The sequence below is a fragment of the Nocardioides salarius genome (assembly GCF_016907435.1).
GTDB classification, from domain to species: domain Bacteria; phylum Actinomycetota; class Actinomycetes; order Propionibacteriales; family Nocardioidaceae; genus Nocardioides; species Nocardioides salarius.
Genome location: NZ_JAFBBZ010000001.1, coordinates 449,570 through 463,980 on the forward strand (window position 1 = coordinate 449,570; position 14,411 = coordinate 463,980).

At 74.0% G+C, this 14,411-nt stretch carries 15 protein-coding genes; 4 read left to right on the forward strand and 11 right to left on the reverse strand.

The window, feature by feature from the left end; all coding sequences use genetic code 11:
- Positions 1 to 119: 119 nt before the first annotated feature.
- The 5 genes from JOE61_RS02240 to JOE61_RS02260 all read right to left on the reverse strand — a co-directional run bounded on the left by JOE61_RS02240 (position 120) and on the right by JOE61_RS02260 (position 2,399).
- Positions 120 to 1,082 carry a TIGR03557 family F420-dependent LLM class oxidoreductase gene (locus tag JOE61_RS02240; protein WP_193669250.1) on the reverse strand — a complete coding sequence of 321 codons (963 nt, stop codon included), beginning with the start codon at positions 1,080 to 1,082 and terminating at the stop codon, positions 120 to 122.
- 9 nt (positions 1,083 to 1,091) lie between these two features.
- Positions 1,092 to 1,364 (reverse strand): DUF7218 family protein, encoded by a 273-nt coding sequence (locus JOE61_RS02245; RefSeq protein ID WP_193669249.1) that lies wholly within the window; start codon positions 1,362 to 1,364, stop codon positions 1,092 to 1,094.
- A gap of 66 nt (positions 1,365 to 1,430) precedes the next feature.
- Positions 1,431 to 1,667: an acyl carrier protein gene (locus tag JOE61_RS02250; protein ID WP_193669248.1), complete on the reverse strand. Its 237-nt coding sequence runs from the start codon at positions 1,665 to 1,667 to the stop codon at positions 1,431 to 1,433.
- Between the two features lie 56 nt (positions 1,668 to 1,723).
- Positions 1,724 to 2,077 carry a DUF8129 domain-containing protein gene (locus tag JOE61_RS02255; RefSeq protein WP_193669247.1) on the reverse strand — a complete coding sequence of 118 codons (354 nt, stop codon included), beginning with the start codon at positions 2,075 to 2,077 and terminating at the stop codon, positions 1,724 to 1,726.
- A gap of 82 nt (positions 2,078 to 2,159) precedes the next feature.
- Complete coding sequence (locus JOE61_RS02260) at positions 2,160 to 2,399, reverse strand: hypothetical protein (RefSeq protein WP_193669246.1); 240 nt, start codon at positions 2,397 to 2,399, stop codon at positions 2,160 to 2,162.
- Between the two features lie 168 nt (positions 2,400 to 2,567).
- Here JOE61_RS02260 and JOE61_RS02265 point away from each other — a divergent pair, with 168 nt between their 5' ends.
- From JOE61_RS02265 to JOE61_RS02280, 4 genes are all read left to right on the forward strand, one after another.
- Positions 2,568 to 3,431, forward strand: a complete 864-nt coding sequence (locus tag JOE61_RS02265; protein WP_193669245.1) for a universal stress protein — start codon at positions 2,568 to 2,570, stop codon at positions 3,429 to 3,431.
- 89 nt (positions 3,432 to 3,520) lie between these two features.
- Positions 3,521 to 4,411 (forward strand): sigma-70 family RNA polymerase sigma factor, encoded by an 891-nt coding sequence (locus JOE61_RS02270; RefSeq protein ID WP_193669244.1) that lies wholly within the window; start codon positions 3,521 to 3,523, stop codon positions 4,409 to 4,411.
- A 5-nt stretch (positions 4,412 to 4,416) separates the two neighbouring features.
- Positions 4,417 to 4,656, forward strand: a complete 240-nt coding sequence (locus tag JOE61_RS02275; protein WP_227491828.1) for a hypothetical protein — start codon at positions 4,417 to 4,419, stop codon at positions 4,654 to 4,656.
- Between the two features lie 69 nt (positions 4,657 to 4,725).
- Positions 4,726 to 5,958: an MFS transporter gene (locus tag JOE61_RS02280; protein ID WP_193669242.1), complete on the forward strand. Its 1,233-nt coding sequence runs from the start codon at positions 4,726 to 4,728 to the stop codon at positions 5,956 to 5,958.
- Positions 5,959 to 5,967: 9 nt separating this feature from the next.
- Here the strand turns inward: JOE61_RS02280 and JOE61_RS02285 are convergent, their stop codons facing one another.
- The 6 genes from JOE61_RS02285 to JOE61_RS02310 all read right to left on the reverse strand — a co-directional run bounded on the left by JOE61_RS02285 (position 5,968) and on the right by JOE61_RS02310 (position 14,391).
- The gene (locus JOE61_RS02285) at positions 5,968 to 6,924 is read right to left on the reverse strand and encodes a phosphotriesterase family protein (protein WP_193669241.1); all 957 of its coding nucleotides are present in this window, start codon (positions 6,922 to 6,924) and stop codon (positions 5,968 to 5,970) included.
- 64 nt (positions 6,925 to 6,988) lie between these two features.
- Complete coding sequence (locus JOE61_RS02290; RefSeq protein WP_193669240.1) at positions 6,989 to 7,987, reverse strand: oxygenase MpaB family protein; 999 nt, start codon at positions 7,985 to 7,987, stop codon at positions 6,989 to 6,991.
- 46 nt (positions 7,988 to 8,033) lie between these two features.
- Positions 8,034 to 8,663 (reverse strand): TetR/AcrR family transcriptional regulator, encoded by a 630-nt coding sequence (locus JOE61_RS02295; protein WP_193669239.1) that lies wholly within the window; start codon positions 8,661 to 8,663, stop codon positions 8,034 to 8,036.
- Between the two features lie 15 nt (positions 8,664 to 8,678).
- Positions 8,679 to 12,146 (reverse strand): ATP-binding protein, encoded by a 3,468-nt coding sequence (locus tag JOE61_RS02300; RefSeq protein WP_193669238.1) that lies wholly within the window; start codon positions 12,144 to 12,146, stop codon positions 8,679 to 8,681.
- A complete protein-coding gene (locus tag JOE61_RS02305; RefSeq protein ID WP_193669237.1) occupies positions 12,146 to 12,907 on the reverse strand; it encodes a DUF4194 domain-containing protein in 762 nt (253 codons plus the stop codon). The genes JOE61_RS02300 and JOE61_RS02305 overlap by 1 nt, the downstream gene beginning before the upstream one ends.
- Positions 12,904 to 14,391, reverse strand: a complete 1,488-nt coding sequence (locus JOE61_RS02310) for a DUF3375 domain-containing protein (protein ID WP_193669236.1) — start codon at positions 14,389 to 14,391, stop codon at positions 12,904 to 12,906. The genes JOE61_RS02305 and JOE61_RS02310 overlap by 4 nt, the downstream gene beginning before the upstream one ends.
- Positions 14,392 to 14,411: the final 20 nt, after the last annotated feature.

Genomic DNA, 14,411 nt, shown 5'->3' on the forward strand with positions numbered 1-14,411 from the left:
CTCCCTCGCGCCCGGGTCGCCGCCTCAGGCTTCCTCGCCGTCCACGATGCCTGCCTGCGGGCGCGGCGGAGCAGGGTCCTTGGTCCCGTGCTGCCGGGGGCAGGCGCCGGGCGCGCCCCTCAGCCCCCGACCCCGGAGCGAACCTGAGGCAGCACCTCGGCGCCGTAGGCCCGGATCATGTCGGCGTAGTGCGGGCCCATGTTGGCGACGTACACCTCGTCGTAGCCGGCCTCGACGTAGTCGAGGAGCTGCTGCACGTGCGGCCCGACGTCGGGGCCGGCGACGGTGCTCTCGGAGGTCGACTCGCGGGTCACCAGCTCGGTGGCCTGCTCGAAGTGGCGCACCGAGGGCAGCACCTGGGCCAGCTCACCGGGCAGCCCGGCGTGCGGCCACAGCCGCCAGGCCAGGTCGACGCCCTCGTCCCTGGTCGGCGCCCAGGCCGCCTTGCAGCCGCCCTGGGCGGGCAGCCCGCCGCTGGCCTCCTTGAAGCGCTGGACCAGGTCGGGCGAGGGGGAGGTCCCCACGAAGCCGTCGCCGATGCGGGCCGCGAGGTCGGTCGACTTGGGGCCGAACCCGCTGACGTAGATCGACGGCGGCTCCTCGGGCAGGGTGTAGATGCGAGCGTTCTCGACCGCGTAGTGGCGCCCCCGCGTGGTCACGAAGTCGCCCTCCCACAGGCGGCGGATCAGCGCGACCGCCTCCTCGAGCATCTCGGCGCGCACGTCCCAGGAGGGCCAGGCGTCGCCGAGGACGTGCTCGTTGAGGGCCTCACCGGTGCCGACGCCCAGCGTGAACCGCCCCCCGAGCTGCACGGCGGCGGTGGCAGCGGCCTGGGCGACCAGCGCCGGGTGCATCCGCACCGTCGGACAGGTCACCGCCGTGGTGACCGGCAGCGAGCAGGCCTGCGACAGCGCCCCGATGATGCCCCACACCAGCGGGGACTGGCCCTGCTGGTCGTTCCAGGGGTGGAAGTGGTCGCTGATCCACAGCGCCTCGAAGCCGGCCTGCTCGGCGAGCACCGCCTGCTCGACCAGCTCGGCGGGCCCGTACTCCTCGGTGGAGAGGAAGTAGCCGATGCGCACGCGGGCCCCTCAGTGGTTGCGCAGGGCGTCGACGAGCTCGTCCTTGGTCATCGACGACCGGCCCTCGATGTCGAGCTCGCGGGCCCGCTCGCGCAGGTCGTCGACGGTCCAGTCCTCGTAGGAGCCCGACTCACCGCCCTTGCGGCCGGTCGTGGACCTCGACTGGTTGGCCGAGGCGTTGGCGATGCGCGCCGACTTCTCCTTGCTGTTGCCCTCATCGCGCAGCTTCTCGTAGAGCTCGTCATCCTTGACGCTGGGTCCGGGTTCCTGGCCTCCGGGCATGGTTCTCTCCTCTGCTGATCGGGTCGGTCCGGTCGGACCGGGACGGGGTACGTCGGGGTACGTCGGCTACTGCGGGCTCGTGACGTCGACGCCACCGAGCTCGCGGAGCAGGGCGTGGCAGCGGTGCGCCCGCTGCTGGTCCTGCTCCATCACCTCACGGAAGAAGTCGACGACCTCCTGCTTGCCCGCGTTCTCGGCGTCGCGCACGTACTGGCCGTAGTCGTGGCCGGCCTTGAGCGCGTGGTACTGCACCGAGATCAGGTCGAAGACGACGTCGTCGAATCCGGTCTCGCCTGTGGCCATGCTGGTCCTCCTTCGTGTCGAGCTTCGTGTCGAGCTGGCTGTCGAGGGGTGTGGTCTCAGCGACGCGGCTGCGCCGGGTTGGTCGGGACGCCCTGCGAGGGCGGGTTCTGCGGTGGCCCCTGCGTCTGCGGGGACGCCTGGTGCGGCGAGGGGTGCTGGCCGACCTGGTCGACGCGCGGCGCGGCGGGGTCGGGCCCCTCGCCCGGCGACGGCTCGGCGCCGGGGTCCTCGCGCAGCTGGGCGCGGCGCTGCTCGAGCAGCACGATCGCCGCCGGGCGGGCGGCGTACGCCCGCTCGTGCTCGAGCAGACGGTCCACGGACCCGGCGTCGAGCCCCTTCAGCCGGTGCTCGATGTCGCTGAGCAGCAGGTGGTCGTAGTCAGGGATGGGCAGGTCCTTCGAGCTCGTCATCATCGCCTCCTCGTGGATCGGCTTCCGACACCTCCAGGAGTAGCCACCGAGCCGCCCGGCCACTCCGCCCGTTGGGGTGAGATCACCTCGGGTCGTCGGGCGGGTCGTCGGGCCGCGCTCCCGGCTCGGGGCTCTGCTCGGGGTGCTCGGTGGTCTGCTCGGGGCTCTGCTCGGGGTCGGGCGCTGCCGTCGCGGCGTCGCGGCGGTCGGCGGCCTGCTCGTGCAGGTCGCGCTCGATCCGCTCGGCGCGCGGCCGCTCGAACAGCAGGATGGCGGCGGCCACGGCCAGCAGCACCACGATGGTCAAGACGAGTTCGAACACGGTGTCCTCCTCGGCTGTCGTCCTCTCGTCCCAGGTACCCGGTCGGCGCTCGTGCCACACCTGCCGCACCCCCGTCGGCCAGTGACGTTCGGCCCTACCGGTCGACACAGCCGCCGCGTTGGCTGGCGCTGTGACCTGCACACGATCGACGCGAGAAGGAGCACCGGCATGAGCGATCCCGTCGTGGTCGGCGTGGACGGCACCGGCCGCAGCCTGCGAGCGCTCACCTGGGGCGCCCACGAGGCCCGGCTGCGCGGCGCCGACCTGCTCGTGGTGCACGCGCTGCCGCGCTACGAGGCCGACTTCCCGTTCTTCCCGCCGGGCCGGTTCGAGGAGGCGGAGGCCCGTGGACAGGAGATCGTCGCCGAGGCCGTGGCCCTGGTGCGCGAGACGCACCCCGACGTCGCGGTGGTCACCGAGCAGCCGATGCAGACTCCTGCCCAGGCCCTGCTGGAGAGGTCCGGTCGCGCCCAGGTCGTCGCCCTCGGCGCCAAGGGCGAGGACGTCGGCAACCTGCTGCTCGGCTCCACCGTGCTGCAGGTCGTGGGGCACGCCGACTGCCCCGTGGTGGTCGTGGGCCACGCGAGCGCCGGTCACGACCGCGTCGCCGTCGGCACCGACGGTTCCCCCGACTCCGGGGCGGCCCTGGCCCTGGCCTTCGAGGAGGACCGACTGCGCGGCGCCCGACTCTCGGTCGTCAGCGCCCTGGGTCTCCCCCAGGGCTGGCCCCGCCACCTGCTGCGGCCGCTGCCGCCCGACGACGAGGAGGCGCTGCGGCGCCGGGAGTCGGTCGAGGCCCAGCTCACCGCCCTGCTGGAGGAGCACCCCGACACCGAGGTCTCGCTGGACGTGCACCACGCGGAGCCGCTCACCGCCCTGGGCGAGGCGTCGCACCGGGCCGACCTGCTGGTCCTGGGCTCGCGGGGCCGAGGCGGCTTCCACGGCCTGGCTGTCGGCTCGACCACCCACCGGATGCTCCACCTGGCCGGTTGCCCCGTGGCCGTGACGAGGTCACGGTCAGCCTCGACCTGACCACGCTCGGCGGGCCACGCCGCGCGGTGTCACATGCCGCGCCCACGCATCGTCAACCCCATGAGGACGTCGATGGGAAGGTGGTGGCTGTGGAGCGGACCAAGGAGTTCCAGGCCGAGCGGTCGCGCCTGGTCGCGCTCGCCGCGCGGGTGCTGGGCGACGCCACGGAGGCCGAGGACGTGGTGCAGCAGGCGTGGCTGCGCTGGCACCGCCACGGCGCCGACGTGCTCGACCCGCCCGCATGGCTCACGACGGTGACCGGGCGACTGTGCCTCGACCGCCTCGGCGCGCGGACGCCGCTGCTCCACGACGACCTGGAGGAGCTCGACGACGCGGCAGGAGGCGCTTCGCGCTCGGCGCCCGACCCCGCCGACGAGGTGGCGCTCGCCGACACGGTCGGCGTGGCCCTGCAGGTGGTGCTGGAACGGCTGACGCCGCGGGAGCGGGTCGCCTTCGTGCTGCACGACAGCTTCGGGTTCCCCTTCGAGACGGTGGCGGCGACCCTGGGCACCAGCCCCGCCGCGGCACGCAAGCTGGCCTCGCGAGCGCGCGCCAAGATCGGCCAGCCGACCCCCGAGGACGCCCTGGCCGACCGCGCGGTCGTCGACGCCTTCATGAGTGCCGCCCGCGGCGGCGACCTGTCCCGGCTGCTGGCGCTGCTCGCCCCCGACGCCGTCGTCGTCGGCGACGAGGTCGCGATCGGCCTCGGGACGCCGGCGCGCATCGAGGGACGCGACGACGTCGCAGCCTTCTTCGACGGTGCCGCCCACGCGGCCCTGCCCGTGCTCGTCGGACAGCGACCGGGCGCGGCCTGGTTCGACCGGGGCACGGCGCGCGTCGTCTTCGACTTCACCGTCGTCGACGGGCTGGTGCACCGCATCGACTTCCGGGCCGACCCCGGCGTCCTCGCCCGGACCCGGCGCCGACCCCACGACCGTCCCCACCAGCAGTCCCACCGCAACCGAGAGGAACACCCGTGAAGACGATGACCTGCCGCCAGCTGGGCGGCCCCTGCGAGCTCGCCCACCACGGAGAGAGCGCCGACGACGTGATCAACGCCCAGGACCGGCACCTGAAGGAGGCCGAGAAGGCCGGCGACGCCAGCCACCAGGAGGCGCGGGACGCGATGAAGTCGCGCTGGCGCCACCCCAAGCGCTCCCTGGGCTGGTATCGCGACATGAAGCAGGCCTTCGCGGAGCTTCCCGAGGCGCCGGCGCGGCACTGATCCCTCCCCTCGCGCAGCCCAGCACAGGGGTGGCTAGGGTCGAGCCGTGAGTCACCAGGCACGCGGCGGATGAGGTCGACGAGGCGCGACCGGAGCAGGCAGGGCGGGCAGCCCCGCACCCCGATCCCGAGCGAGATCACGGTGCTCATCGGCGCCGCGTTCGTGATCGCGATCGGGTTCGGGCTGATCTCTCCGGTGCTACCGGCCTACGCCCGCACCTTCGACGTCGGGGTCGCGGCCGCCTCGGTGGTGGTCTCGGCGTTCGCGTTCTTCCGGCTGGTCTTCGCCCCCGCCGGCGGTGCACTGGTGGCGCGGCTCGGGGAGCGCCCGGTCTACCTGACCGGGCTGCTGGTGGTCGCCGCGTCGTCGCTGGCCACCGCCTTCGCGCAGTCCTACTGGCAGCTGCTGGTCTTCCGCGGCCTCGGCGGCCTGGGCTCGACCATGTTCACGGTCTCGGCGATGGCGCTGCTGGTGCGCCTGGCTCCGCCCAGCATCCGCGGGCGCGTCTCGTCGGCGTACGCCAGCTCGTTCCTGGTCGGCGGGATGCTCGGGCCCGTGCTCGGCGGGCTGCTCGCCTCGTTCGGCCTGCGCCTGCCCTTCATCGTGTACGCCGGCGCGCTGGTCGTCGCCGTGGTCGCGGTCGGCACCCGGCTCAGCGGCGCGCGCCTGCGACCGTCGACCGACCAGCCCCAACGGCCCCCGATGCTGGTGGGCGAGGCGCTGGGCCACCCCGCCTACCGGGCGGCCCTGGTCTCGGGCTTCGCCAACGGCTGGTGCAACTTCGGGGTCCGGGTGGCGGTGCTCCCCCAGTTCGCCATCACCGTCTACGACCGGCCCTGGGTCGCCGGCGCGGCCCTCGGCGTCGCGGCCGTGGGCACGGCGCTGACGCTGCAGGTCGCCGGCCGGATCGCCGACACCGTGGGTCGCCGTCCGCTGGTGATCACCGGCCTCGCGGTGACGGCCCTGGGCTTCGGGCTGCTCGGCCTGGCCGGCGACCTGGTGGTGCTGCTCGTGCTCTCCGCGGTCTCCGGGCTGGGCGCCGGGCTGGTGAACCCGGGCCAGCAGGCCGCCGTCGCCGACGTCGTGGGCAACGACCGCAGCGGCGGCAAGGTGCTGGCGGCCTTCCAGATGGCCCAGGACTCCGGCGCCATCGTGGGCCCGATCCTCGTCGGAGTCATCGCCGACCAGGCGGGCTTCGCCTGGGCGCTGGCGACCACCGCGCTGGTCAGCCTGCTGGCCCTGCTGCCGTGGCTGGGCGCGACCGAGACGCTGCCCACCGAGGATCCGGCAACGGAGTCCTGAGCGGCCCGCCTACTCGAACTGGCGGCGGGGGTTGGTCACCAGCATCGTCTCGAGGTCGGCCTCCGAGACCCCGCGCTCGAGCAGCGCCGGGATGACGTCCTCGCTGATGTGGCGGTAGTTCCACCGGGGCACCGCCTGCTCCTTGGCCTCGGCGTCGAACCAGTCGATGAAGCACGAGGCGTCGTGGGCCAGACCGATCCTGTCGGCGTACCCGCGACGCACCAGCTCGACCACCGTCGAGACCCGCTCCTCGAACGGCAGCAGGATGTCGAGACCGAAGCGGTCCATGCCCAGCATCGATCCGGCGTCGGCCAGGCTCGTCAGGTAGTCGAGGTCGGTGGAGTCGCCGCAGTGGCCCAGGACGACCTTGCCCAGGTCGACGCCCTCCTCGCGCAGCACCCGCTGGACCACCAGCCCCGACTGCGTGTGCGGGTTCGTGTGCACGGTGATCGGGGCCCCGGTCTGCACGTGCGCCTGCCCGACCGCACGCATCACCCGCTCGACCCCGGGCGTCAGGCCCTGCTCCTCGATCGCGCACTTGAGGAACGCCGCCCGCACGCCCGTGTCGGCGATGCCCTGGGTGAGGTCCTTGACGAACAGCTCGGTCAGCGGCTCCGGCACGTCGAAGAGCAGGCCCGGACCGGTGTAGTGGAACTGGAAGGGGATCTCGTTGTAGGTGTACAGCCCGGTCGCCAGCACGATGGTGAGGTCGGTCTGCGTCGCGATCTCCTGGATGCGGGGCACGTAGCGCCCCAGGCCCAGCACGGTGGGGTCCATGATCGAGTCGATCCCCAGCGCCTTGAGCTCGTCGAGGCGCGAGACGGCGTCGGCGACCCGCGCCTGCTCGTCCCAGTCGCCGTAGTTCTGCTGGTGCTCGGTGCCCATCACGAAGACGTGCTCGTGGATCAGGGTGCGACCCAGCTCGCTGGAGTCGATGCTGCCGGTGGCGGTGTGGACGGTGCTCACGTGGACGACCCCTCGAGACGGACGACGGCGGACACCCGGAGTGTGTCCGCCGCCACCGACCGGGTCAAGAGGCCTGCTTAGCCCGCCCGCCGTCGGCGGCTCCCGCGACGGCCGCCAGGTGCTGCTCGCGCGGCAGCGGCCGGCCCAGCCGTCGGAACGCCTCCTCGACGGTCACCGTCTCGGCGCGCTCGGGGGCGATGTCGAGGACGGCGGGGGCCAGCACCTCGTAGGCCCGCGGCGAGGCCTCGGCGAGGACCCGGGCCAGCGCCCGGGGACGACGGGCGGCCAGGCGCAGCGCCGGGCGGACCAGCGCGGTGACGAGGGCGTCGGTCACCGGGCCCTGCCGGGTGCCGATGGCCTCGCGCATCCAGCCCGGCAGCGTGGCGATCGTGGCCCGGCGCAGCACCCGGTGCACCAGGGGGCTCAGCACCCGCAGGCGCCCCGGCAGCCGGCTGGCCAGGTTGCCGCCCTCGAGGACCAGCAGCGCGTGCTCGACCGCCACGTCGCTGACGACCAGGTCGGGGCGCACCCGCTCGTAGTAGGCGCGCATCTCGGCGCGGTCGCGCGGGACGTCGGCCGGGTCGATCGTCTGGAACCGCGCCGCGACCGCGCACTCGGCCCAGTACTGGCGCTCCTCATCCGCGCTCAACCGCCCGGGGCCGAAGCGCTCGTAGACGTGCAGCACCGACTGCCACTGGGTCAGGTGGATCCACAGCTGGCCGGCGGGGTCGTTGGGGTCGTAGTGCTGCCCGGTGACGGGGTCGGTGCCGCCGACCCTGGAGTGGATGCGCATCAAGGTGTCGGCCATCCGCGCCGCGGTGGCGCTGTCGCCCAGCACCAGTGCGCCGGCGTACTCCAGCGTGCGGTCGTAGCGGTCGGACGCCCGCTCGCGCAACGAGCCGGTGCCCGCCACCGAGGCGACCACCAGGGGGTCGAACATCTCGGTCAGCGCGGTGCGGGCGAAGCCGACCGTCATCGAGGTCGGGCAGCGGTAGACCTTCCAGGTCACCGACCCGGGGCCGAAGATGCCGTGGTCGAGGGGCTGGTGCTCGATGTGCGTCATGCAACAAACAATGACGCAAGTGTTACATCAGGTCAATGGTCGCCGCTCATCCCAGCAGCAGGGGCACCAGCGTCCGGCGCGCGTAGGCCCGCGCCCCGTCCTGGGTGCGCACGTCGATGGCGTGCTGGGCCGGCAGCAGCACGAAGGAGGCGAAGAGGCGCGCCATCGTCTCCCCCACCGCCTCCGCGTCGAGGTGGGTGGCCCGCCCGTCGGCCTGCAGGCGGCGTACGCCGGCCGCGGCGAAGGCGCTGCCCAGCCTCAGCAGCGCGGCGTCGTCGGCCAGCCCGGCCGCGATCAGGTCCTGCGGCTCGTGCTCGGCGGTGCGCCGGATCACCGGGTGCGCCTCGGCCAGCCGCAGCGCGGCCGCGAAGCCCTCGACCAGCTGCTCGACCGGGTCGTCGAGTCCCTCGAGGACCGCCATGATCCCCTGCGCCATCTGCTCGGCCTCGCGCAGCGTCATCGCCTGCAGCAGCGCGTCGCGGTCACCGAAACGCCGGTAGACCGTGACCCGGTTGACGCCGGCGCGGCGGGCGACACCGTCGATGGTCACCGCGCCGATGCCCTGCGCGGCGCAGGCCCCGACCGTCGCGTCGAGGATCTTCGTCGCCGTCGCGTCGTCGGGCACCCCGCTCGCCCCGCCCCCGAAGGCCCGTCCCAGCACCGCTCCCAGATCCACGGCGCCACCCTAGTGCTAGCCCGTGGCCGGCCCCGCCTGCGTGATCGGGGTGATCCAGGCCTGGTGGGTGGCGGTGTTCTTGGTGATGGCCAGCAGCTCGTCCATGTGCGGCTCGAGACCGGTCACCTTGTCGAGCGGCACCCCGATCACCAGCTGGAAGCCCAGGCCCTTCCAGGCCCGCACCGCCCGCCCGGCGAACTCGGAGTCGGCCTTGACGAACCCCTCGTCGAGGAAGACCGGCGCGAAGCGCGGGCGCGAGCGCATCTCGTCGCCGAGGCGGAAGCGCAGGGCCGAGCCGACGATGAAGGCGACCAGCTCCTGGCTCTCACCACCGCTCTTCTCCCCCAGCGTCCGGTACGTCGCGCGCAGCTCGCCGCTGAGGTGGTCGTAGCGCTCGGCGCTGACCTCGACGTGGCGGCGCACGTCGAGCAGCCGGTCGCGCTCGGTGGGCGCGCCGCCGGGCGCCTGCGGGCGCAGCTGCTCCATGAAGCGGCTCAGGTCGCTGAAGCGCCGCTCGAGGTCGGCCTCCTCCAGCGGGGCCGTCGCCGGGCTGCCGGCCGAGAGGGCCCGCAGCTCCTTCATGAAGGCCTGCACGTGCACCGGCGAGAGCCGCCGCAACCGGATCCGCAGCCGGTCGCCGGCGCCGCCGAACTCCAGGCGCTTGAGGATCGCGTTGATCGGCACCAGCCGGTCCTCGATCTCCTCGACCGAGGCGGCCATCGCCCCGACCAGCGGCACCAGGTCCTGCCCGCTCCACTCGGTCAGCCGCCGGCGCCACTCGGAGCGCCGGTCGGCCAGGCCCTTGCCGCGGATGTCCTCGAGGATGCGCTCGTAGTCGGGGTAGGAGTCGGCGGTGGCGCCGAGGTTCGGCGAGTCCCAGCGCGACTTGTAGTGCCGGAAGACCGAGACCAGGTCGTCCTCGACCCGCGCCAGCTCGGTCGTCGCGTCGGCGACCGCCTCGTGCAGGCGGGCCTCGAGCCGCTTGGCGTTCTCGGCGAACCGGTCGAGGTCGTCGGGGTCGGCCGGCGCGGCCGCGGCGGCGAGCTCGACGCGCAGCGCCGCGTCCTGCTCGTCGCTCGGGCCGGCGGTCCCGGGCCCCTCGGTGGCCTCGAGCCGGTCGTTGACGTGGTCCTCGTCCTCGACCAGCTCGCCGTGCCGCGCGGCCAGCGCCTTCTGCTGCTGCTCGAGGGCGAAGCGCTGCTGGCGCGTGGTGTCGAGGCGGGCGCCCAGGTCGTCGATCTGCTCCTGCAGCACCTGCAGCCGGTCGTCGGCGGTGAGGATCGCCTCGCGGCGTCGCTCCAGCTCGGCGATGCGCCGGTCGCAGCCGGCCACGTCGACGTCGTCGTGGCGCACCATCGCCACGGCGTCGTACGCCGAGCGCTGCTGCTCGAGCACCCCGGCGCGCCGGTCGATGGCGGCCAGGCGGTCGTCGACCTCGAGCAGCTCGCGCTCGAGGCGCGCGAGCTGGGCGTCGACCTCGGCGACGGCCTCCCCGTTGGAGAAGCCGATGATGCTGCGCTGCTCGCCGCGGCCGTGGGCGCCGCGGCGGCCGTTGCGGGTCTGGCCCGCCTCGGTGACCCGGAAGCCGGGCCCGTCGAGCCCGGCGGCGGTCTCGACGCAGAAGGCGTTGCGCGACGCCTCGGCGACGTGCTGCTGGACCCAGCCCGAGAAGGGCGAGTCCTTGAAGAGCAGCTTGCCGGCGATCCGCTCGGGGTCGGAGGGACCGGTGTCGGGGAGGTCGAGGTCGACGCCCTGGAAGGTGAACCGGGTGCGCAGGCGCAGCCCGTCGATGGCCGCCGAGAAGTGCGCGAGCCGCTCGACCGGCACCAGCATGGTGCGGGCGGTGCCGCCCAGCACGGTCTCGATCGCGGTGCGCCAACGCGCCTCCTCGGGAGCCACGTCGAGCAGCTCGGCGACGTAGGGCAGCTCCTCGGGCGACATCCCCGCGGCGCGGGCCACCTCGGAGCGCAGCTCGTGCAGGTGGGAGGGCACCCGGCCGGCGCGGCTCTCGAGCGAGGCCCGTTCGCGGCGCAGCGCGGCCTGCTGCTCCTTGAGCGGCACCAGCGCGTCGCGGACCTCGTCGCGCTCGGCGCGCAGCCGCGCCCGCGCGTCGTCCCCGGCGGCCAGCTGCTTGCGCGCGTGCAGCTGCAGGGCCGCGAAGCCCGCGGCCGAGTCGAGCGCGGAGTCCAGGTCGGGGGCTGCCTCGGCGGCGTCGTCGACGATCCCGACGAGCGGGTAGACCCGCTCCTCGAGCTCGGCCAACCGCGCCGCGCGCTCCTCGCGGATCGCGCGCTCGTGGTCGACCTGGGCGGCCAGCGCCTGCAGGTCGCCGCCGCCGGCGTCGCGGTGGGCATCCTTGGCGGCCTCGAGGTCGGCGACCAGCGCGGCCTCGGCCGAGCGGGCCCCGGCCAGCGCCTCCGAGGTGGCGGCCCGCTCGTCGCGGTTGGTCTCGACGGCCGCCTCGATGAGGCGCCGGTGGGTGCGCAGCAGCCACAGCCGCAGCGGGGTGTCGCCGGGGGCCGTCACCCCGTAGGAGTCGAGCTCGGCGAGGCGCCGCGCGGCGGCGGCGCGGCGCTCGTGCAGCCCGGCGATCGGCGCGAGCAGCGCCAGCTTCTCCTCCTCGGTGCGCATCGCCGCGTGCGCGGCGTCGAGGTCGTCGAAGTGCTCGATCGCGCGGTCCGCGGCGGCGTACGTCGACGGGCGCTCAAGCACCATGTCCTTGTAGAGCTCGTCGACGCTGCGCACCTGGTTGCCGGCCTGGATGCGCGACAGCAGCCGCAGCGCCTTGGCCCCGTCGCCACCGGCGCCGATGCCCAGCCGCGCGTGCAGGACCTCGGCGTACTCCGCGTAGGTGCGGTGCACCCGCACCCCGGGGTAGAGCTTCTTGAGGGTGTTGGCGTGGAAGCGCTCCGCGACCGCGACCTCGAGCGAGGCCAGGTCGAGGGGACCCTCGTGGCTGACCAGCTGCATCTGGACCTCGCTGGAGCGGGTGGCCCGGCGCGGCACGTAGTAGGTGCGCAGCGCGGTGAACGAGCCGCCGCGGTCGTTGACGAAGGTCATCGCGACCGCGCCCCAGGTGTCCACCCCGCGCCCGCGCAGCAGCTTCTCGACCGGTCGCCCGGTGCGCGGGTCGTCGACCACGTCGACCGCACCGCGCAGGTAGGAGAGCAGGTTGCGCTGGCCCACGCCGCGGGCGCGGCCGCTGACCGCGTCGTTGGAGGCGCCGTTGAACTTGGTGTCCGAGGGCATCATCAGCGCGGTGTAGGCGTCGAGGATGGTGCTCTTGCCCACGCCCGAGGCACCCGAGATCATCGTCGCGTCGCCGCCCAGCGGCACCGTGGTCAGGCCGGCGAAGCCGCCCCAGTTGACCATCTGCAGCAGTGCGGCACGCCACTGCATGGTGTCGTCGCCCGGGGCGGCGACCAGCTGGTGCTCGAAGAGGCCGCCGCGCTCGTCGACCTGCTCGGTCTCGTCGATGGACATCAGTGGCCTCCGTTGGTGGCGTCGGTGGCGTCGGTGCGGGCCGCGGTGGGCGCCGCGGGCTCGAAGAGGTCGTCGTCGGCGTCGGCGACCGGCTGCTCGCGGCTGTTGGCGCGCTGCAGCGACTCGAGCAGCTGCTGGAGCACCTCGAGCGGCAGCAGCGGCTCGACGGCTTCGCTGACCTCGTAGCGGTCGTCGCCGACCGCGCCGATCAGCAGGCCGGCCTTGACGATGCTCGCGACCGCGTTGCGGGCCCGCTTCTCGTCGCCGGACTCGTCGGTGGCGTGCGCGGGCCGGAAGCTGGCGACGTAGTCGACGACGTCCTCGCGGTCGACGTGCACCCGGGTCTCGCCGCCGGCCAGGCCGCTGCGCAGCCGGTCGCGCAGGTGCACCAGCACCAGCGTCTCCTCGCGCGACCAGGCCGTGTCGTGCAGCAGGGTCGGGAAGCGGCTGCCGGTCTCGGAGAGCGCCTGGCGCTTCCAGGCCACCTCGCGCGAGCGGTCGATGGCCAGGTCGAGGAAGAGGTCGTTGAGCCGCGAGCGCAGCAGCCGCTCGTGCTCGACCAGCACCGCCCAGTCGCGCGGGTGCGTGCGGGCGCTGATGAAGCGCTGCTTGAGCAGGGTGACCAGGGCGTGGCGCTGGCCGTGCTCGAGGCCGCCCTCGTCGCCCTCGAAGAGCGAGACCGAGCCCGCCCCGGGGTCCTCGTCGAACCCCTCCACCAGCCCGTCGAGGTCGGTGGGGTCGTGCTCGACGTGGGTGCTCATCGGTGGTGCTCGCTCTCGAGGTCGGGGTCGGGCAGCGGGGTGCGGGGCACGGTGAAGGTGCGCGTCGAGCCGTCGGGGCGCACGGCGGCGTACGCCTCGAGGCCCTCCTGGCTCAGCCAGCCGCGGTCGGCGGCCAGGTGCAGCAGGCCGAAGATCTCCACGGGGCGGCGCAGCTCGGGCTCCAGCGAGTCGAAGACCTCTCCCAGCGAGCCGGCCGGCGCCGCGGCCGCGAGCGCCTCGTCGATGCGCCCGCGCAGCGCCGAGAGCTGCGGGCCGCCCTGCGCGAGCAGCTCGTCGAGGGAGACGGGGGGCGCGTCGTCGGGGTCCGCGGCGCTGATCCGGTCGGGCAGCACGTCGTCGTCGGGGTCGTGGAAGCGCTCGCGCAGGTGGTCGAGGCCGACCCGGCCCGGCAGCAGCGCCACGTCGTGGGTGGCGCGCGGCCCGGTGCCGGCCATCCAGGTCATCAGCTCGGACTCGACCTGGCGCAGCGTCTGCTCCAGCTGGCGGTCGCGCACCGCGTCGTGGGAGACGATGTACTCCTTGAGCGTCGCGGTGACCCGCGAGCGCTGCGAGAGCACCCGGTCGAGGCCCTCGCGCACCAGCCGCACGGTGCCCCGCAGCTCGGCGCGCTCGGCCTCGCCGAGCAGCCGGTCGGAGAGCGGGTGGTCGAGCAGCGCACCCAGGTCGTCGCGCAGCCGGCTGACCAGCGCGTCGTCACGCAGCAGCGCGAAGGCGCCCTCGAAGGCCCGCCCCTCCTGGGTGGCGGTCATCAGCGCGTCGGCCCGGGCCAGGTAGTCGTCGATCACCTCGCCGGCCGGGCGCTCCTCGGCGCGGAAGGCGGCCAGGATCTCGCCGCGGATCTGGGTGAAGCGCTCCTCCACCCTCGCGAAGTCGCTGGGCAGCGCCGAGACCAGCGAGAGCAGCTCGGTGAAGCCCTCGAGCATGTAGTCCTCGGTGGGGCTGGGCAGCTCGGCGCCGTCGACGAGCCGGTCGCGCTCGGCCTGCAGCCGGGCGATCTCGGCGCCCAGGATGCTGACCCGCGCGGTGCGGTCGGGGTTGGCCTCGGCGTTGAAGCGGCGCACGGTGCCCAGCAGCGTCGCGATGCGGTGCTCGCTGAGGGTGGCCCGGTCCCGGGTCAGGTTCTTGACCAGCTGCAGCGCCTGCTGGGCGTGCGAGGTCAGGGTGTAGACCTCGTGGCCGCGCTCGTCGAGCGAGCGCACCAGCCACTGCCCGCGCATCCAGCGGTGGCACAGGTCGCGCACGCTGCCGTTGGGCACCTCGAGCTCGCCGGCCTGGCGGACCTGGGCCAGGTGCTCCTCGACCTGCGCGTGCAGCCGAGCGGTCGGGACCGGCCGGTTGTCGCGGCCGAAGACCGCCCGGAAGATCGTGATGACCACCGGCGCCTGGCGCTGGTGCAGCAGCGTCAGCGTCGGCTGGGAGAAGGCGCCCTTGACCCGGGCGAGCTCGCTCGCGACCTCGCTCATCGTCCCTCCCTGCTCCCGCC